At 55.9% G+C, this 18,655-nt stretch carries 16 protein-coding genes; 2 read left to right on the forward strand and 14 right to left on the reverse strand.

All coding sequences use genetic code 11. From position 1 onward, the window contains the following. Nucleotides 1-2: 2 nt before the first annotated feature. Entirely contained in the window at nt 3-2,417 is a 2,415-nt protein-coding gene (locus tag FYJ63_RS04870) for a 6-phosphofructokinase (protein WP_154544375.1), read from the reverse strand. Between the two features lie 213 nt (nt 2,418-2,630). On the opposite strand from FYJ63_RS04870, the gene amrB reads away from it, so the two are divergent. After that, the gene (gene amrB / locus FYJ63_RS04875) at nt 2,631-4,085 is read left to right on the forward strand and encodes an AmmeMemoRadiSam system protein B (protein ID WP_154544377.1); all 1,455 of its coding nucleotides are present in this window, start codon (nt 2,631-2,633) and stop codon (nt 4,083-4,085) included. 60 nt (nt 4,086-4,145) lie between these two features. Here amrB and FYJ63_RS04880 read toward each other — a convergent pair whose 3' ends face one another. The 13 genes from FYJ63_RS04880 to FYJ63_RS04940 all read right to left on the reverse strand — a co-directional run bounded on the left by FYJ63_RS04880 (nt 4,146) and on the right by FYJ63_RS04940 (nt 17,293). After that, nucleotides 4,146-4,448: a hypothetical protein gene (locus FYJ63_RS04880; protein WP_154544379.1), complete on the reverse strand. Its 303-nt coding sequence runs from the start codon at nt 4,446-4,448 to the stop codon at nt 4,146-4,148. Continuing rightward, on the reverse strand, nt 4,441-4,743 hold the full coding sequence (locus FYJ63_RS04885) for a hypothetical protein (RefSeq protein ID WP_229769980.1): 303 nt from the start codon (nt 4,741-4,743) through the stop codon (nt 4,441-4,443). The genes FYJ63_RS04880 and FYJ63_RS04885 overlap by 8 nt, the downstream gene beginning before the upstream one ends. Before the next feature lie 158 nt (nt 4,744-4,901). Further along, nucleotides 4,902-6,038 (reverse strand): hypothetical protein, encoded by a 1,137-nt coding sequence (locus FYJ63_RS04890; RefSeq protein ID WP_154544384.1) that lies wholly within the window; start codon nt 6,036-6,038, stop codon nt 4,902-4,904. A 152-nt stretch (nt 6,039-6,190) separates the two neighbouring features. Continuing rightward, nucleotides 6,191-7,378 carry an amidase domain-containing protein gene (locus tag FYJ63_RS04895; RefSeq protein ID WP_154544386.1) on the reverse strand — a complete coding sequence of 396 codons (1,188 nt, stop codon included), beginning with the start codon at nt 7,376-7,378 and terminating at the stop codon, nt 6,191-6,193. A gap of 137 nt (nt 7,379-7,515) precedes the next feature. Further along, nucleotides 7,516-8,265 (reverse strand): succinate dehydrogenase/fumarate reductase iron-sulfur subunit, encoded by a 750-nt coding sequence (locus FYJ63_RS04900; protein ID WP_277027004.1) that lies wholly within the window; start codon nt 8,263-8,265, stop codon nt 7,516-7,518. Next, nucleotides 8,262-10,235, reverse strand: coding sequence for a fumarate reductase/succinate dehydrogenase flavoprotein subunit (locus tag FYJ63_RS04905; RefSeq protein WP_154544388.1), 1,974 nt, complete (start codon nt 10,233-10,235; stop codon nt 8,262-8,264). The genes FYJ63_RS04900 and FYJ63_RS04905 overlap by 4 nt, the downstream gene beginning before the upstream one ends. Nucleotides 10,236-10,251: 16 nt before the next feature. After that, nucleotides 10,252-11,046, reverse strand: a complete 795-nt coding sequence (locus FYJ63_RS04910) for a succinate dehydrogenase cytochrome b subunit (RefSeq protein WP_277026999.1) — start codon at nt 11,044-11,046, stop codon at nt 10,252-10,254. 190 nt (nt 11,047-11,236) lie between these two features. Continuing rightward, nucleotides 11,237-11,728 carry a GNAT family N-acetyltransferase gene (locus FYJ63_RS04915; RefSeq protein ID WP_195839341.1) on the reverse strand — a complete coding sequence of 164 codons (492 nt, stop codon included), beginning with the start codon at nt 11,726-11,728 and terminating at the stop codon, nt 11,237-11,239. Nucleotides 11,729-11,789: 61 nt separating this feature from the next. Next, complete coding sequence (gene tsaB / locus FYJ63_RS04920; RefSeq protein ID WP_154544392.1) at nt 11,790-12,518, reverse strand: tRNA (adenosine(37)-N6)-threonylcarbamoyltransferase complex dimerization subunit type 1 TsaB; 729 nt, start codon at nt 12,516-12,518, stop codon at nt 11,790-11,792. 27 nt (nt 12,519-12,545) lie between these two features. Further along, complete coding sequence (locus FYJ63_RS04925) at nt 12,546-13,562, reverse strand: auxin-repressed protein (protein WP_154544394.1); 1,017 nt, start codon at nt 13,560-13,562, stop codon at nt 12,546-12,548. 3 nt (nt 13,563-13,565) lie between these two features. After that, nucleotides 13,566-14,168 carry a tRNA (adenosine(37)-N6)-threonylcarbamoyltransferase complex ATPase subunit type 1 TsaE gene (gene tsaE / locus FYJ63_RS04930; RefSeq protein WP_154544404.1) on the reverse strand — a complete coding sequence of 201 codons (603 nt, stop codon included), beginning with the start codon at nt 14,166-14,168 and terminating at the stop codon, nt 13,566-13,568. Further along, complete coding sequence (gene alr / locus FYJ63_RS04935; RefSeq protein WP_154544406.1) at nt 14,165-15,520, reverse strand: alanine racemase; 1,356 nt, start codon at nt 15,518-15,520, stop codon at nt 14,165-14,167. The genes tsaE and alr overlap by 4 nt, the downstream gene beginning before the upstream one ends. A gap of 66 nt (nt 15,521-15,586) precedes the next feature. Further along, nucleotides 15,587-17,293, reverse strand: coding sequence for a bifunctional ADP-dependent NAD(P)H-hydrate dehydratase/NAD(P)H-hydrate epimerase (locus FYJ63_RS04940; RefSeq protein ID WP_338106830.1), 1,707 nt, complete (start codon nt 17,291-17,293; stop codon nt 15,587-15,589). 155 nt (nt 17,294-17,448) lie between these two features. Between FYJ63_RS04940 and FYJ63_RS04945 the strand changes: the two genes are divergently transcribed. After that, on the forward strand, nt 17,449-18,618 hold the full coding sequence (locus tag FYJ63_RS04945; protein ID WP_154544408.1) for a hypothetical protein: 1,170 nt from the start codon (nt 17,449-17,451) through the stop codon (nt 18,616-18,618). Nucleotides 18,619-18,655: the final 37 nt, after the last annotated feature.

Raw genomic sequence — 18,655 nt, forward strand, 5'->3', positions numbered from 1 at the left:
GTTCAACAATAGGGCGTTTCTTCGGGATTCTGTCTCGTCAAATCCACCACCGGCAGCGGGAAATCTTTCACCGCCGGCTTGGAAGACGCCATCACTCCAATCAGCGGTCTCATACTCATCCACCACTGTTCACGCGGCCGACGTTTAGCGGGGTCAACTTGCTTCTCCATATCCGCAATCTCATGGAAGGAAACCTTCCCGTTTTCTTCCCCGATATATTCAATCCGGTTTTCCCCATTGTCCAAGGCTTCGTCAATGCGCGCCATTGCTCGATACATCAGGCGCGTCGCCAAAAGCCGGTCAAAGGGCGACGGCGCGCCGCCTTGTTGAAGATACCCGATGGCGTCAGTGCGAACGTCATAGAAACCGTGAGATTCCTGTTTGAAAACATCGGCCATAAAGTCGAGGTCGTATTGTTCCCCGGCCAGCTCGTTTCGAACCACCAAAGCCAAACGCCTTCCCTCCTTGAAGGATTTGCGCATCTCGGCGGCATCTCGCCCGAGTTGTTCCAAAGTGATGGTGTCTTCTTCCAGATAGGTCGTTTCCGCTCCGGAAGAAATCGAGCTCATTAAGGCGAGATACCCGCAGTGTCGTCCCATCGTTTCCGCGATAAAACACCGCTTCGAAGCCGCAGCCGACTCTTTAATGAGATCCATTGACCAAGTCAGATTGTTCAACGCCGTGTCCGTCCCGATTGAAATCTCTGCCCCCGGAAGATTGTTGTCAATCGAAGCCGGCACGAGAAGCATCGGAATCTTTAGGGCCGGATAGCGATCCAACTCGGCAGCAATCCCCTGAGCCGAGAGATAAGAGTTGTACCCCCCGATTAGGATCAGCGCATCAATCTTGTGGTTCTCCACCGAACGTCCGATAGCGTAGAACTCCTCAATCGTCGGAATCTCGCGTTTCGTCCCGAGCTCCGCCCCGCCGAGGTAATCCCAGCCTTCTACGTCTTTCCAGTCCAGGGTTCTAATGTCGCCATCAATCAACCCTTGGAAAGAGCCTTGCACCCCGAGAACTTCCAGGCCTCGCTGCAGACCGAACCGAACCGCGGCACGAGCCGCCATATTCATCCCCGGAGCCAGTCCCCCGACATGCATAATCGCCACCCTTTTGGCTTTGCGCTCCAGGGGCGGCAAGAGCGAGGGCGGGGTGGAGAGCACTCGGAACACATCTACCATGTCAGTAAAGGAAGACCCGCGGGAGGCCACCGCCTTATCGTATTCGCCCGCTTCGATGAGTTTGCGGACATGGCGGGTGTCAGCAACGGCCTTGGTCAAATCGAGGCGCGCAATTCGGTTGTATCGCACCCCGAGAACTTTGGCTCCGTCCCCAGGAGCGGCGCCTATAGCCTCTTTCGCTGCCGCGTATCCGAGCAGAGTTGGCATCCACCGGTCATAGGCGCTTGGTGAACCCCCACGTTGAATGTGGCCGAGAATCGTCACCCGAGCCGACTCTTTGGTACGTTCCTCAATGGCTTCGGCAACATAGGAGGCCGTAATCGGGTTGCCTTCTCGGTCGCGAGCTCCTTCGGCGACGATAACAATCGAGTCGCGTCGACCGTGTTTGCGACCTTCGGAGAGCTTCTTGCACATGTCGTCTTCCCAACCCGCTGTCGGAGGCATCTCCGGAATGAGAACATAGTCAGATCCGCCCGCGACCGCGCTCATCAACGCCAGATACCCGCAGTTTCTCCCCATCACCTCCACTACGAAAGTGCGCTGGTGGGAGGCCGCGGTGGAGGACAGTTGATCCAAGGCCAGTACGATGCGGTTCAGGGCAGAATCTGCGCCGATCGTCATATCAGTGCCGGTCATGTCGTTGTCAATGGAGCCTACCAGTCCCACCACCATAAGATTCGGATGCGCTTCGGCTTGGTCGGCCGTTATCCGGCCTTGTTTCACGAGCTCCGCTACCAGTTCCGGCCACAATTGGCGGAGTTCCTCGGTGCCGGACAGGGTTCCGTCCCCGCCGATGCTCACCAAGCGGTCAATGCCGTTCTGGATAAGGTTTTCTACCGCCTTCATCATTCCCGAGCGTTCACGGAACTCATCGGAGCGGGCGGTGCCGATAATCGTGCCGCCCTTGGAGATAGTGTTGGAAAGATCTCCCCATTTCAGTTCGTGGATGAGGTCCCCGCCTTCGACGGCTCCATACCAGCCTTCGCGGATAGCGTAGGGCACCGCTCCGAGCACAATCGCGGAGCGGGCGGTAGAGCGAACTGCGGCATTCATCCCCTGAGCGTCCCCGCCGCTCGTGAGAATTCCCAGGCGTACCCCCTCGGCCTTAGACTTCGCGCCATCCCTCAATCCCTTAGCCACTGTTGAGCCCTTTTTCAAAGCTTTCTTCTCCGTCACTGTTTGACCAGATTTTGCCTTATCAGCTTCAGTTTTCTCTTCGTCATTACGCGTTGCCATAACACCTCTCCTTGGAATTTCCCTCGCCTCTATTCTGCCAACATCGGGAGGTGGTCGGAGGCTTTTCACGCATATTTACCTTTTAGGCCCGTCCCCGATGGTAAAAAATTTACCAATGGGGACGGGCCTAAAAGGTAAATCGCCTCCATCTCGCTTTGGCTTTTACTCAACGAAACCCTCCCCAAAATTCCAGTTTTAGGCGAAAATGGGGCTATGGCTAATGTTCGTCCCCCCGCTGTTGCCGGTTCTTTCTATCCCTCCGACCCTGCTGAACTGCAAGGAATGGTAGACACTCTCCTGGAGCAGGCTACCACCTTGGTGACCCCTGTTATCCCGCGAGATGTTGGCGGGAAGCCCCTGCGCGAGCTGGTCGCCCTGCAGGTTCCCCACGCGGGCTACATATATTCCGGAGTTATCGCGGCCGCCGGTTATCAACTGTTGCGCGGATTGAAACCGAAGCGGGTCGTGGTGGCTGGACCCACTCACCGTGTCGGGGTGCGGGGGATTGCGCTTTCCAAGGCCGCGGCTTTTGCGACGCCGCTCGGAGAGCTGCCTGTTGATCAAGCCGCCCAGTCATACCTCGAAGCGAATGCCGAGTTGGTGAAGTTTTTTGAGCCCTCTCACGAGGAGGAACATTCCCTCGAGGTGCAGCTGCCTTTCCTGCAAACTGTCCTCAAAGGGGTGGATTTCAAGATTGTGCCGCTGGCGGTTGGGGATTGTCCGCCGGATAAAGTGTCCGCCGCCCTACAGACTTTGCGTCAGCTTCCTGGAGAAGACCCCAGCGACACCTTGATAGTGATTTCCTCCGATTTGTCCCACTATCTTCCCTATGATGAGGCGCGCCAGGTTGACGCCATTACCTTGACCCAGGCTCTGTCCTTGGAATATCCCCTCGATCCGCGTCAGGCCTGCGGTTCTTTCGCGTGGTCGGGGATGAACCGGCTGGCTCGGAAGGTTAAGCTCCAAGCCGAGCTACTGGCCAATGCGAATTCGGGTGACACCGCGGGAGATAGAAACCGCGTGGTCGGCTATTCCGCCGTGGCCTACTGGAAATATAATCTCCCTTCCTCGCAGGAGGGGATTCCCGATGAGTACGGGTCGCGTTTCCCCGCATTAGCAAGGAGGGTTCTGGAAGGCGCTTTTGCTGAGCCCCGCAAGGAGCCGCAACGTAGCGTTACTGATTTCACCACCGGAGACCCCGTGCTGGAGACCTTGTTGGATGCTCCCGGCGCCGCTTTCGTGACCCTCACCAAGTCTGGCGAGCTCCGCGGCTGTATCGGTTCCCTCGCGGCTCACCGGAAACTCGGTGAAGACATTGCCCAAAACGCAATGGCCGCTGCTTTGGAAGACCCGCGATTCCCCCCGGTTCGCTTCGAAGAGTTGTCGGAGTTGAGAATCGAAGTTTCCGTTTTGAGCGAGCCGCGCCCATTTGACCGGAATCCTGGAGAAACGGAAGCGGACTACCTAGGGAGACTTCGGCCCGGAGTGGATGGGGTCATCTTGCGCAAGGGATATAATCGCGCAACCTTCCTCCCACAGGTTTGGGAGGATCTGCCTCAGGTTCGCGACTTTATTGACCACCTGTTGCGAAAGGCCGGACTACGCCCCACCGACTTCGATGCCGAGGTTCAACTCGAAACCTATCAGGTTCAAGCCTGGTCGGAATAATAGGAAGCTGGTAGTAAGAACACAACAGTGTCAACCGCGGCTGGTTGCGTCGCCTGAGGGTCAGCCTCCTTCACCGCCATTTTTCAGCAACACGCTCAACGGCTCTTTCGGCAAGACAGCGCGCGAGGTCGCTAACGGAAAGCAGTTTTCCTCCAGCGTAACGGCGTTGACGAGCGGTTTCGTCCATCTCCCAAACTTTGACTGCGGTTTTTGAAAGTCAGCGCTCCAATTGTGCAATGCCAGCAAGCTGCCAATCTTCGGCACCTCAGCAGACGCCTGGGCATCGTCCTTGGCGTTCGGGTCGATCAATGTTATATTATTCAGATCCCGCATCAGCCCCACGCTCCGAAATACATTATTCATGCTCAGGAAGTCCTTTGGTGAAACTTCCTATCGGGACACTGCAGAGGTCTTCACGGAGCTCCGCGGCGTCACGGGGCTTGTTTCCGCCCAACTCGTCCCGCAGAGACTGCATCATCACCAGCGGATTATTCCCCCAAACTTCCGCATTGCAAATTTCCGTGACCTTGCGTAAAACTCCAATCTGGCTTGGACTCAAAAACCCTTCCAACAGGTCATAAACCAAGACTGAATGATCCTCTGTTTTAAGAGCCTGCCGGGAGTTTATTGAGACTCCGCTGCGCTCATAAATGTCCACAATTGGTATCCTCGCCCGCGGTCTTACCGCGACCTCCGGCACGGGTCTTTTACCTGCGATGCCACCAAAAGTAGGAAAACCGCCCGCGTAACCAGCACTACCGACTGGAATCATGGCTACACCTCCTGAACCTTGCCGGATTCTCCGTGCAGCGCAGCCTACTTCGCGCGAAGTTCGGCCAGGTCAATCTTCGGGGTGGTCTTGGGCTCATTGAACCGAGCCTTGAACTCGGCGTCCTCTCGGGAGAACTTGGTGGTGTCAACATAACGCGTGTGAACATCGCCCTTGACACCGTAAGCCGAATCGGGCGCGTCGGGGTTTTTGCCCTGACGAATCTTAGACGCAGGGTCGGCCTCGCTGAGTTCCTCGCCGGACTTGGCTCTCAATTTGCGGGCCTCTTCTTGGGTCTTGAGCTCGTCGCCAATGTCGTGGGTCATGTTGTAAATCACGAACTTGTAGGCAATCTTGTCGACCTTCTTGAACTCGTAGGATACCTCGGGGTCGCCGTAGGGCCCTATGCGATCCTCTGCCTTGGCGTACAGCATCCCCACGAAAACCTTGTCATTATCGGTGAGGTTCCGCACGGCCTCGTCGTTCAGCCGGTGCTTGTACTTGGCGAAATAATCAAATCCATTCTTGACCTGGTCGGCGGAAAAGCCCATGAATCCGGGCTTAGTAACGGCCACGCCTTTGTTCTCGGAGGCTTTCCCGACGGAATCAATAAGACTGGCAAACTTCTTCGCCACCCCATTCTTATCGGAACCAATCTCTACGTCTTCCCCGGCCTGCCCGCTCGCGGAGCCAGTCCCCTGCAGCTCATTAATGAGTCCACGAATCTCCGCAGCCGGATCTTTACCTTCAGCCCACACAGCCTCCGCAGGTAGCTCTTCACCAGAAACCAAGGACTTGATCTGGTCATCGGTGAAAACCTGACGCAACACATTCAGCAAATTGTCTTCCACGCGGTTCGAGCCGAAAGCCTCAGCCAGAGCCGTGTCCGTAATTTCGATGGAGTCTAGCCTCGAATACTGAGATTCAACCGACCCAGAAGCCGCAGTTTCCGTGGTTTTGAGCGCTCCTTGTTGCGGGTTTATCCGGTCGACCAGCGGGGAATGATACTCTGACTTAGCGCGGTCGACTTCCTTTTGGCGTTGCTTGTCGAGCTCGGATTCAGCCAATCGATCCAGCGCACTTTGCACCATCCCGGTTGCCGCCCTGTTTTTGGCTCGCGCAAGAGCCACTCCGCCCAGCGTTCCGCCGGTCATATACATCATGTTTGCGCTGATAGTACTCATGCTTCCCTCCGTGGATGATGAGACCCATTTGTCGACAGCCTTAACAATCGGCAACTCCCCGCCGGATTTAAGAAAAGTGGGACGATGGGGGCATGCTTCGTAGTTTCAAAAGTGAGACGGCCAAGCATGTCCCGACCGACCCACATTGCGCGTCATATTGAAGTGTTATTGGAATACCATTTGAGTTGTATGCATGTTAACGCTGGATTACCGTAGTCGGAAAGAGGCTTATTTAAAGCTGCGGAAGTATGCGCGGAAACATATATAGTACCACTATTATTTCTATACACAACCACGGAATGATAATTGCCCAATTGGACTATATCACCCGTTTTTAAATATGTTTTGGATGTCAAGAATCCGGAATAATGCCCAACCTCTCCCCTATTAGATAATAGGTAGCCCCTCAAGGCAAGCACGGATGTCCATGAAGGAGATCTTGAATTATAACCGGAATAGTACCATTTATGTGTGCCCTGTTGGTCAAAGCCCGGCGTACCGGCATACATAACTTGGGAAGCATAATTTGTACAGTCACCACCCATACTGGTGAAATTTCCCCACGAAGGATTAAAACTATAGGCCCAACGTTCCATGTACGCTTTCATCAAGGATCGATTCGGTTCCATATAACCAACACCCTTAGGTAATGTGGGCACAATTTCCGGCTCACCTAGCCGAGATTGTAAGGCCGAAATGTATTCTTCATACTCGTGTTTGTAATCACTACTATTCTTTTTTAAAAGACTCGGTTCCGTCCATTCTTCATGGTCGAATGTGTCATCAGAGGTTATCGAAATTAGTCTTAATTTGCCGTCCTCAATCTTTACCAACATTGTAACCTCGATTTGAGAAAAGCTCCTTTCGGGACTCCAAAGAGTTTGATAGGAATAGTTAGCAAAGGCCTTAAGCTCGACGAGTTCTTCACCATACGTCTCTCGACTGGTTGAGATATCCCAGCTAAAATCAGAATGTCCCATATCTGTATTAACAGAGTGCTGGTAGTCTATAGTTTTCTGCCTGTAAACGAGCTTCTCTTTGGCCTTTGGATCAACACTATCAAACAAGGATATTACATCTTCGGCGTGGCAAGATTCCGCGGGATAGTTCCGCACCACCGCTTGCGCGATGTATTCCAACCTACCCTCCACGGAGTTCCAGGTCTTCCTCTCCATTTGGGGAGTCTCAGCATTAACATCCACATCGCTTGAAATCACATTCTCGCTCTCAGACACCGACCGGAAGCTAGGTTTAGCTTCATTATCCGGATTGGCACCGAGTGTGGACCACGCTAAAAATGCTGTTGAAATAACAGCTATTAAGGCAACCGGGGTTCTCATAGGTCTATCTTACCAAGATAACGCTCCCTATAAGTGTGAGATTCGTCACAATTCCCTTGAAAAGGGAACCCCGGACTGAAAAGCCCGGGGTTCCTTACGTATTCGATTATTCACGCCTCAAACCAGCGCTAAGCGGTTTACTTCCCTTTCAAGAACGCCTTGCCAAGCTGGCGATTCAGGAAGGAAATGCAGTCGAGCGGAATCTGCTTCGGGCAGACCTTCGCGCACTCGCCCACATTCTGGCAAGCGCCGAATCCCTCGGCATCGTGCTGGTTCAACATATTCACCACACGGTCGTAGTTTTCCGGCTTGCCCTGTGGCAGGAGCCCGAGATGCGTGACCTTCGCGGAGGTGAACAGCATCGCCGACCCGTTCGGGCAGGCCGCGACGCAAGCGCCACAGCCAATACACACGGCCGCCTCAAAAGCTCGGTCGGCATTTTCCTTCGGCACCGGTACGGAGTGCGCCTCAGGGGCTGCACCCGTGTTGACCGAAATGTAACCACCGGCCTGGATAATGTGGTCGAAAGCCTCGCGATTCACGACCAAGTCGCGCAAAATCGGGAAAGCTTTAGACCGCCACGGCTCGACCGTGATAGTGTCGCCGTCCTTAAAAGTCCGCATGTGGAGCTGACAGGTCGTGGTGCGGTTCTTGTGCGGGCCATGCGGGACGCCGTTGATGACGACACCACACATGCCACAGATTCCCTCACGGCAATCCGAATCGAATGCGACCGGTTCCTCTCCGGCAGCAAAAAGCTGCTCATTCAAGATGTCAAGCATCTCAAGGAAGGAAGCATCCGGGGAAATGTCGGTGAGATGATATTCGTGGAGCGCGCCTTTATCCTGCGGCCCCTTTTGACGCCAAACTCGTAATGTAATGTTCACTTGTAACTCCGTTGCTTCAGCTGAATGTCCTTGTAGATGAGATCCTCTTTATGCAGCACAGGCGCAGCATTCGGCTCGCCGCCGTATTCCCACGCCCCCACGTAGAGGAAGTTCTCATCGTCACGTTTCGCTTCGCCTTCCTCCGTTTGGGATTCAGCGCGGAAGTGACCGCCACAAGATTCCTTACGGTGCAAAGCATCGATGCACATGAGTTCGCCGAGCTCCAGGAAGTCTGCCAGACGGCAGGCCTTTTCCAAAGACTGGTTCAACTCATCGGCGCGACCCGGGATCCGGACGTCTTTCCAGAAATCCTCGCGAAGTTTGCGAATCTCACCAATGGCTTCACGCAAACCGGCGTCAGTGCGTTCCATGCCGCACTTTTCCCACATAATGTGGCCGAGCTCCTTGTGGATGGAATCGACCGAACGGGTGCCTTGGATCGCCATGAGCTTGTCAATCTTACCGGTGACTCGCTCCACAGCCTCCACGACCGCCGGATCGTCTTCCTCCAGTTTCGGCATCGCGCCGTGCGCCAAGTAATCCGAAATCGTGGCCGGCAAAACGAAGTAGCCGTCAGACAAGCCCTGCATCAAAGCCGAAGCGCCGAGGCGGTTCGCGCCGTGATCGGAGAAGTTCGCTTCACCGGCCACGTACAGGCCTTCAATGTTGCTCATCAAGTCGTAGTCGACCCAGAGGCCACCCATGGTGTAGTGGACTGCCGGATAGATACGCATCGGAACCTCGTAGGGGTTATCGCCGGTGATGCGCTCGTACATGTCGAAGAGGTTGCCGTACTTGTCAGACACGGCCTTCCGCCCCAGACGCTGGATTGCCTCCCCGAAGTCGAGGTAAACCCCGCGGGCTACGCCGTTAATCTCCGGCCCCACACCGCGACCTTCGTCACACATGTTCTTGGCCTGGCGAGACGCAATGTCACGCGGGACGAGGTTACCGAAGGAGGGGTAGATCCGCTCGAGGTAGTAATCGCGATCTTCTTCGGGAATCTCGCGCGGATCCTTCTTGCAGTCCTCTTTCTTCTTCGGCACCCAAATCCGCCCGTCGTTACGTAGCGACTCCGACATCAAGGTCAACTTCGACTGGAAATTGCCGTGTTGCGGGATGCAGGTCGGGTGAATCTGGGTGTAGCAAGGGTTAGCGAAATAAGCGCCGTGCTTGTAAGCCTTCCACGCTGCCGACACGTTGGAACCCATCGCATTGGTGGAAAGGAAGAACACGTTGCCGTAACCACCACTGGCCAACACGACTGCGTCAGCCAACCAGGTCTCAATCTTGCCGGTCGTCAAATCGCGGGTCACGATGCCGCGCGCCTTGCCGTCCTTAATGATGAGGTCCATCATTTCGTGGCGTTGGTGCGGGATAACCGTGCCGGCCTTGATTTGACGGGAAAGCGCCTGGTAGGCGCCAATCAAGAGCTGCTGACCTGTCTGGCCGCGAGCATAGAAAGTACGCGCGACCTGGACGCCACCAAAGGAACGGTTATCCAACAGGCCACCGTATTCGCGCGCGAAAGGCACGCCTTGAGCAACGCACTGGTCAATAATATTGGCCGAAACTTCCGCCAAACGGTAGACATTGTTTTCACGGCTGCGGTAGTCCCCACCTTTCACCGTGTCGTAGAACAGGCGCTGGGTGGAGTCATTATCGTTGCGATAGTTCTTGGCCGCGTTGATGCCGCCCTGCGCCGCAATGGAGTGGGCGCGACGAGCGGAGTCTTGGTAGTAGAACACGTCAACGTGGTAGCCGAGTTCCCCGAGCGAGGCCGCTCCGGCGCCACCGGCGAGACCAGACCCCACCACGATGATGTGGAGTTTGCGCCGGTTAGTGGGGTTCACCAATCCGCCGCGGAATTTGCGGGTCTGCCAGCGGTCTTTAATCGGCACGTCCATTGGCGCCTTGGTGTCGGCAATTTTTTCGCCTTCGGTGTAGAAACCGTCAATAAGTTCAGTCATTTTATTCCTCCCCGTCCTATACAGCCATCACCGGAGCCGGCACCAGACCCGCCAAGATAGCAACGGGCGGAGCCAGGAACATCACGAGAACCAGCAGACCAACCAGGCCGGAAATCACCTGAATCGTGCCCTGGGTGTTGCGACGCAACCAACCCATGGTCTGGAGCGCCGACCACACGCCGTGGGAAATGTGGAGGCACAAGGCTCCAACTGCGATGGCGTAGATAAGCACCATCCACCAGTTCGAGAACGTCGTGAACATCATGGCGTAGGGGTTGCCCTCTGTGACGGTCATAGCGCTCATCGCCTCGTCGGTTACCACAGCACCGGAAGCACTCAACATGACTTCATGGGAGTCATAGGCGGCAGCGTCACCAATCTTGGCAAACTTCAAGGTGAATTGGGCAAGGTGGAAAATAATGAACAGCAGCAGGATGATGCCGCCCCAGCGCACGGTGCGCGCCGCATAAGCAGTCGCCAGCGACTTCTTCATCATGTAGCGAGACCCGCGAGCCGCGGAGGCGCGATGCCACAAGACGAGAGCGGAAATAATGTGCACCAGGATGAGCGCGATAAGCACAACCCTGAGAATCCACAACAACCCTTCATAGGGAAGTATAGGCATGAGGAATGTACGCAGATGAAGCGCATATTCGTTGTAGTTGGTCTGCCCCAGGAAAACCTTGAGGTTCCCGTAGGCATGCAAAATCAAAAACCCCACAAAAAACACGCCAGAAATTGCCATGGCTTGTTTGATGATAACGGTGGTCTTGATTGCTCTGTTATCTGTAGTAAGTGTTGTATTGGCCACGGCTAAGAGCCTATAAGATTTTGGGTGCTCGCTTGGGGCGTTTCCCCTGAGTGGTTTATTTTCAACAAGTTGATAACTCTTTGACCTGCACTTTTAGGAAATCGTCTGGGTCGAAAGTCCTGGACATGAGGGGCCTCGGAGCGAAACCCACCGCCGGAGGACTCAAAGCTTTTCGCAACTTAGATGTTTTTTAAAATTGCTTTACCCAAATTTCACCGTCTTCTTCCGGAGATTGAAACCACGCCGGCAGAACTGCTACCCGATAGAACCCCAGGCTCTCATAGAGACGGCGAGCCGGAAAATTGCGGGGGCGAACCTCGAGAACCGCTCCGGAATACCCCTCCGCCTGGGCTTTTTCCAACCCCTCGACCAGGAGGCTCCGCGCGAAGCCGCTGCCTCGAAATTCTGGAAGGGTAGCGATAGACATCACTCGGATGAAGCGGTGGTTTCCGAGGTCTCCGCTAAACGCGGGGATGTCTGCGGCTTGGAAGGAACGAGTTCCTTTTCCCCACACTACCCAAGACCGGAGTTTTCCCGCTTCATCCTCCAGAAGCCAAAAACATACCTCGAGGTCATTGAACAGCCATTCGAGGCCCTCCGCGTCCCAGGCTTCCTGACCGAAACAGACCTGTTCCGCCTCAGCCAGTCGCGGCAAATCCGCAGCTTCAGCCCGTCGTATCACAGTAACATCCTTGTTTTCCGGCATCTCTAACTCCACTGCCCCCACGGCGCGAGGCGGGGGCCTATTTCTTTTCTTGAATATCGGGTCGGCGCAGATACTCCGGTTCAGTCCCGAGCCCCAGCACCACCAGTTCCGTCTGCGTTTTCCCGCGCAGATTTGTCCACTCTCCCCCGCTCAACGTTACTACGAGACCTCCCGCCGCTTTCGCCTGATCAACAAGGGCGACTTCCAGAGGCGATACTCCTTCCAACTGGTTAGCGGCATTCCCGACCGCCACCACTCGCGAATCGCTCCAGTTAGGGAAAGTCGCGTCCCACTGGGTAAGCATCCGCGGTAACTCAGCCGAGGCTCCCACCCAGTCAGGACCTTGGCGAAGAGGCTCCCCGTTAGAACCGCGGCGGAACAACGCCGCATACACCTCGTGTCGGCGGGCATCCACGCAAGGAATCACCCATTCTTGCTCGCGCTCCGCCGACAGCAATTTGTTATTGCCCGCTGCTGCTAGCAGTTCCAATTCATCAAGCCCGAAAACCGGAACTCCCCAGGCAAAGCCAAAAGTTCTCGCACTCACGAGCCCCACCCGAAGTCCCGTAAAAGGGGCAGGGCCGCGAGAAACCACCACGAAATCGGGGGTTTCGGATTCGGGAACGACCTTCGCCACCAAACCGGCGAGATCCTCCACTTGGGAGCGGGTGTCGGCAGTTTCTGCCACCCCCAAATTCTCCTCGGATTCCGAGTCGATCCAAGCGGCGCCAGCTCCGTGGGCAGTATCAATAAATAGGTAACGCATTTTGCTTCTTTCTCATACAAATGGGGTTTATTTTCCCCGCGGCAGGGTCGGGATGGCCGAAGTATGTGGCGGTGGAGGAACAATGATGAGTTCCGGATCTGGTAGTGGCAGCACTTCCTCATCGCTATCACTTTGACGTCGCAGGCTCAACCAAATCAGCAGCCCCACGAGACCGGCCCCGATTAGTGCCGCCAACACGACTGAAAAGACAGTGGGAGCCGCGCTCGTCCCCGCCACAGTTGGCTCCGGAGTGGGAGTGGTTTTCGCGGTTCCCCACCACGATTGGATGGCCTCGCGAACTTCCAAGAGACCCGCGGTTCCTCGCAAGCGGGCTCGCGCCGCAGCGCTGACCGGTGTCAACTGATCCTCGACTAGGATAAACCAACCATCAACGACCGGATCATAGACCGGAAAGTTGGGGCGTTCCGAGCTCGGCGGAGCCGCTATCAAGGCCCGAGCCAGTTCAGGCAGGATATAGGCGGCTCCCGGCGGATCTGCTTTGACGGCGAGATGGGAGTTCTTCGGCTCCACCACCCCCGCAGTCAGAGCATTGGAGGTCAGGGTAGGTTCGGGAATCCCCTCACTCGGTTTGGGAGCAAGGTCTGATTTCTTCGGGAGCGGAGTGGGAAATAACTGGCTTTCCGGCTCGGTATAGACCACGACTCCCAGGGCAATCCCTCCCTGCGTCACCGGAGCCACCCACATGTCAATCGGGATGGTCGAATTTTGCAGGGAATAGGTCCCTTTCAACATTGCGTTCGTCCAGGTAGAGACCTGGGCAATTTCCCCCACCTCCGGTTTAGAGTCGGGAGCAACCTCCAGTTGGCTCGGAAGATACATAGCAGTTGCCGCGGCCAGCTTATTGCCTTCGCTCGCGAACCACGCCCGAGCCTTCGCATAGGGACTATCGGCAGCAGCACTTGCTGACGGCACCAAACCCACTCCCGCCACCAGCAACGCGAGCATCCCCGCCGCCACTCGCAGCCCGAAAGGTATTAGGGATTGCTTAGGATGGCGCAAGCCGGTAAACCACATTTTTCTCACCGGTTATTCCTCGGTGTCATCGGTCTCTACAGCAGCATTGGCTGCCGCAACGAGGCTTTGCCACGCCTCTTTTACCCCCGAAAGATTCCAGTTTCCCGAGACGCTTCGGAAAGTCGCCATACAGTTGGTATCTCCGGGAATATCCGCGATGGTTCCGGTCACCGGAATTTCCTCGGTTTGGGGACGCTTCAGTTCAATCAGCAAGGTGTGGGCGGAAAGATCCTCGACTTTGCCGCGTCCCCATTCCACTACCACAATCGAGTTTTCCAAGGCAGATTCCAAATCGAGGGCGTCCACATCGTCTCCGCCCTCCAAACGGTAGGCATCAACGTGGACAAGTTGCGGTTTTCCGGAGCCGCTTTCTGCGCGGTGGGTTCGGGCAATAATAAAAGTCGGCGAGGTCACCCGCTGTTTTACCCCGAGCCCCGCCCCGAGGCCCTGGGTGAAAGTGGTTTTCCCCGCCCCGAGTTCTCCCTCCAAAATCACCAAATCTCCGGCATCCAAGAATTCAGCGAGAGCCTGCCCGAGGAGTCGGGTCTCCTCTGCAGATTTCGTCTCAATGTTTTCCAAGGCCGACGCTTGGGGTTTGCCTGTGTCTCCAGTCATCTTGTCGCCTCCGTTGGTTCCGGATAGATTCGCGGCGTGGAGTCAGCAATCGCGGTCAGCACCTCATAGGAGATGGTTCCCGCTGCTGCCGCCAGGTCATCGGCGCTCGGAACCGGATCGGCGCTCCAGGCGCTGTCGCCGGAAACGGTCTCATATCCGGCAACTTCCCTTGTGGAATCACCGAAAAGAATCGCGAGATCCCCCGCCGCTACTGGAGGTGGGACGGGATTCCCCGACTCGTCCACCGCGGGTCCCATATTGACGATGATTTGATCCATGGGAATCCGACCGACTACCTCTTCCAGGTGACCGCCAACCCACACTTTCGCCTTCCCTTGGACGGAACGCAGCAACCCGTCGGCGTACCCTATCGGCAACAGCGCCAGCCAAGTGGGTCGGTCCGCCACCCATTCTCCCCCGTAGGAAACTGCCGCTCCCGCGGGAATTCGCTTCACTTGGGCGACCTCGGTTTCCAAGCGCATGACCGGATGAATCCCCAAATCTTTGGAGGAGGCCATTGTTGGATTCGGGGACAGTCCATAACTGGAAATCCCCACGCGAACCAGGTTGAAGTGGCTTTCGGGGTACCAAATGATGGCTCCGGTCGCCGCAATATGCTTGAGTTTCGGGTTTAAACCGGCTTCCAGCGCCATCCCGTAGGCTTCCTCGAACCGATCCAGTTGCAGTTTCGTGAAAGCTTCTGCTTCCTCGGTGGGCTCGTCAGAGCGAGAGAAGTGCGACCATACTGCGCTGACCTCGATAAGACCGGAACGCTCTCGGGCTCGCGCCAGTTTACAGAGCACCGGAAAATCCTCGAGAGTCTCCCCGCCGCGAGACAGCCCCGTATCAATCTTCAGGTGGACGCGGGCGCGCAAACCCGCCGCGTCAGCCCCGCGAGCCACCTGATCGAGTTGGTCAAGGGAAGACACCGAGAGGTCGATTTCTCCTTGAATCACCCGCTTCAAGTCCGTTGACGGAGTGTAGAGCCAAGCAAGAATCCGCGGCCGCTTCGCAGTCGGGAGACCGGCCGCGTTGGCCTGGAACAGGCGCGAGCGCAGCATCGCGGTAGTGGGAGTATCTGCCAGATGATCGCGGGAAATTCCCTGTTTATCTAAGTATTTCCGCAATTGATAGGCTTCGGATGCCTTCGCTACCCCCAGCCATTCGGCGCCGGCCTCAATCGCAGCCAAGGAAATCCGCTCGATTCCGTGGCCATACGCATTGGCTTTCACGATGGCCATTTGTTGAGAGCGCGGCGCAAATAAGCGCATCCGCCGCAGGTTCTCCTGGTACGCTTCGAGGTCTATCACGGCTCGAACTGGCCACGAAACCGGATTATCTGTTTGAGTCATTGCTTTCCTTCTCGTCTAACCTTGACCCTAATAGTTTGTCACTTTTCGCTCCGAGATGCCGCCTCCCTAGAGGCTACTTTCGGAGTTGTCAAGAAAATTACGGTTTGTCTGGCTCACATAGCTTCGCAAAGCGGCTACCGCGGGACGAATCGCGTTGATAATGTCGGTAGTTCTCGGGGTGGGGGCCGCGAGCCTTCCCGCTTCCCCGTGAATCCAGGCTCCCACTGCCGCCATGAATCCCAGATCAGTAATGTCTCTCGTTGATGCGAAAAGAAACCCTAGGATCCCCGCCAGCGCATCTCCCGATCCCGCCGTGGCCAAATCCCGAGTTCCGTGGGTGACTGAATAAACCGTCCCGTCCGGGTTGGCTATTGTCGTGGCGGGCCCTTTCAAGAGCACCGTAGCACCCGAGGCAGCGGCCAGTTTCCGAGCCCACCGATAGGGATTGGCCTCGATTTCTTCACGGCTCGCTTCTAGGCCGAGCCCTGAAGCGAGAACAGCCGCCTCCCCTGCGTGCGGAGTCAACAAGCAGCGATCATCCGTTTCGATTGACCTCCCGACAAGGGATAATGCCCCCGCATCGAGAACCACATATTCTTCCGGCTCCCGCGTCTCCCAGGCTCCCAAGAGTTGGCCTTGATGATTCTCGTCGTGTCCGTCAAAACCCGACCCCATCACGAGAGCCTGGGAGTGTCCCGAACCAATTACGACTTCCGGCGAGGCTCCCAAAACCAGGGGCTGTACCGCGTCCTCCCCCAGGTAGCGAACGAAGGATGCACCGGAGGCGAGGGCCGCGGTCGTAACTAAAACTCCTGCTCCTGGATATTTGGCGGAACCGGCCAATACCGAGAGAACCCCGCGGGAATATTTGTGGTCGGAGAACTTTGGCCACGGCCAGGCTTGCGCCACGTCTTCGCGGGTGATTTGGGCCACTTCCGGGGTGAGATTGTCAAGGCCAATCTCTTGGATTTCCAAGTGCCCCACTGCGGTAGCCCCCTGACCCACGAGCATTCCCGTCTTGGGAGCCCCCATCGTGACGGTCAAATCGGCTTTCAACAGCGCATTTGACTTCCCCAAGTCACTGCCTTCTTCCAAGTCAATCCCCGAGGGATGGTCGCAAGCGACCACGATTGGTCTCGGGGCTGTTACGTAACTCAGGAGATTTTGGCCATCTCTGCCATTATTGGCACCTATGGTCGAATTTTCACGACTTACGGAAGATACCTCCGATATCAGCCACTCGTTTAAAGCTCTCACCAGACTCAAAGCCGGTTCTCGCAACGGGGGGCGTGCCCCGATTCCAATGATGGCATCAATAATGGCCGCGGGAGCCAACTCAATAATCTTGTCTCTGACTTCTTCAGAAATCCTGGTGGCATCATGGTTTTCTCCTGCGCCTTCGGCTAAAACTGGCCAAAAATCCACTCCGGCTTGGCGCGCCGCAGCCGCGCCCTGTTCGTGAATTTTCTGAGAGGTCGCAAGGACGGTAACCGGATAGCCACGCTGCGCCAAGTCGCGAGCCGCATAGAGGCCGTCTCCCCCGTTGTTGCCCGCCCCCACCAAGACCAGGATGCGACGCTCGGAAAGCGGTCGTATCTTGCCCACTTTTGCCGCTAGGCACGGGATTTTTCCCGACAACGCCAGGTGGGTCTGGTGGAACAGCGCGTGAGCTGCCACTTTCATCAAGGCATCGTCACCGCGAGCAGCGTTTGCTGCCTCCACCAAATGTTTTTCTTTTTCCGCGATTAGACGCGGGGAATATCCGAAAATCACCTTCCCACCTTAAGCGAAAAAACTTGAGCGCGGCAAGGATTCAAACCGTGAAACTCTCCTCCGACGATTCCCCGCGTTTTCAGACCTGAGAAAAAAACAGTAATCTTAGGGGGAACGTTCTCTAGCGAAACGTCAGCCACCAAGGAAAGGGCGATATGTCTCTAAATAAGCTGGAATCCTGGCTTACTGAAACCCCGAAGCACCTCGTGGCCGCCTTGTTTAGCCTGGCTGCGGCGGGTATCGTTCTCGTGATAGTGATTTTGTTTGTGGTGTCTCCGCAAATTGCTGCGATCCCAAATGACCCCGACGCTAAGGCTGGCCCCCAACCGAAATCCACCAAAACCGGTTCTTCCCAACTTTTGGTGGAGGTGAGCGGGAAAACCTACCGGAATAACTCCACTCTAAACATGGGGATTTTGGATGCTCCCTCCGCTACCCCTGCCGAGGGAACCAAACCGGCAGACAATGGGGCGCCGCTTCCTGAGCCGCCCAAAATTGATCCCCAAGCTCAGTTAAACCTAGATGGCGTGTCTGACCTCACCTATCCTTCGTCTTTGACCAGTGTAGATACCGATACGGAAGCCGAGGTTCCCACCCCGTCAAAAACCTCGAAGTGGGCGAAGAAAACCCCCACGAAGTCGCCAAAATCCAACCAGGTAAAAGCGGGCGACCCCCTGAATTTCGCGGGTTTGAAAGCATTTTTTGCCGACCTCAAAAACGGCGATTTCACGACCATGCAGCGAGCCTGCTGGACTATCACCCCCGAAGTTTTCACGGATCGTTTCACGACCCAACCGGCCCAATACGCCCTTGTTGAGGCCCTAGGAACCGCTCCAGAAAAAACCGAGGTGGGCTTGAAATGGAGCGGGAAGTTTGTTGAAGTGTCGGTGAGTTGGAGCGAATTGTCGACCCATTATTCTTGTCCAGTTCTGGCCTATGGTGGGGAGCTCGATGCCGTTTCGGTTCCCGATGTCACCTACGTCATGGAGCGGTTGCTGGCTAGGAATAGCTACCCTTTGAGCCCTAGCGATTCAGAAGACAATTACCCCTTGCTGTGTAGCGAGTGGAGCCCTCCCGCAGAATTCACCGAGTTCAGCCCCCGCGCTTCGGAAAAACTCACCCTAGACGAAAAGGGGCTGATTGATGATGCCACGTTCGCAACTCTCCAAAAAATACTGGAGTCAGATATCAAGCTCTACACCGTGAAAAACGAATATCCCATGTATCTTCGCGCTTCTGAATCGCAGTTGAAAGAACCGTCGGCGTACTTCTTCCGAGACAAAGACGGCTCACTTTGTATCGGTTCAGTAGTGGAAAAGCGCTAGCCGATGACGAAGATGACGGAATCAACCGGTTTCGAAG

Source organism: Mobiluncus porci (genome assembly GCF_009695935.1).
Lineage (GTDB): Bacteria > Actinomycetota > Actinomycetes > Actinomycetales > Actinomycetaceae > Mobiluncus > Mobiluncus porci.

What these genes read in the sequence shown, in the direction of transcription:
- tsaB (WP_154544392.1), bottom strand. Translation starts at nt 12,518, where the DNA reads ATGCGTTACCTATTTATTGATACTGCCCACGGAGCTGGCGCCGCTTGG.
- FYJ63_RS04870 (WP_154544375.1), bottom strand. Translation starts at nt 2,417, where the DNA reads ATGGCAACGCGTAATGACGAAGAGAAAACTGAAGCTGATAAGGCAAAA.
- alr (WP_154544406.1), bottom strand. Translation starts at nt 15,520, where the DNA reads ATGACTCAAACAGATAATCCGGTTTCGTGGCCAGTTCGAGCCGTGATA.
- FYJ63_RS04905 (WP_154544388.1), bottom strand. Translation starts at nt 10,235, where the DNA reads ATGACTGAACTTATTGACGGTTTCTACACCGAAGGCGAAAAAATTGCC.
- amrB (WP_154544377.1), top strand. Translation starts at nt 2,631, where the DNA reads ATGGCTAATGTTCGTCCCCCCGCTGTTGCCGGTTCTTTCTATCCCTCC.
- FYJ63_RS04880 (WP_154544379.1), bottom strand. Translation starts at nt 4,448, where the DNA reads ATGAATAATGTATTTCGGAGCGTGGGGCTGATGCGGGATCTGAATAAT.
- tsaE (WP_154544404.1), bottom strand. Translation starts at nt 14,168, where the DNA reads ATGACTGGAGACACAGGCAAACCCCAAGCGTCGGCCTTGGAAAACATT.
- FYJ63_RS04895 (WP_154544386.1), bottom strand. Translation starts at nt 7,378, where the DNA reads ATGAGAACCCCGGTTGCCTTAATAGCTGTTATTTCAACAGCATTTTTA.
- FYJ63_RS04945 (WP_154544408.1), top strand. Translation starts at nt 17,449, where the DNA reads ATGTCTCTAAATAAGCTGGAATCCTGGCTTACTGAAACCCCGAAGCAC.
- FYJ63_RS04890 (WP_154544384.1), bottom strand. Translation starts at nt 6,038, where the DNA reads ATGAGTACTATCAGCGCAAACATGATGTATATGACCGGCGGAACGCTG.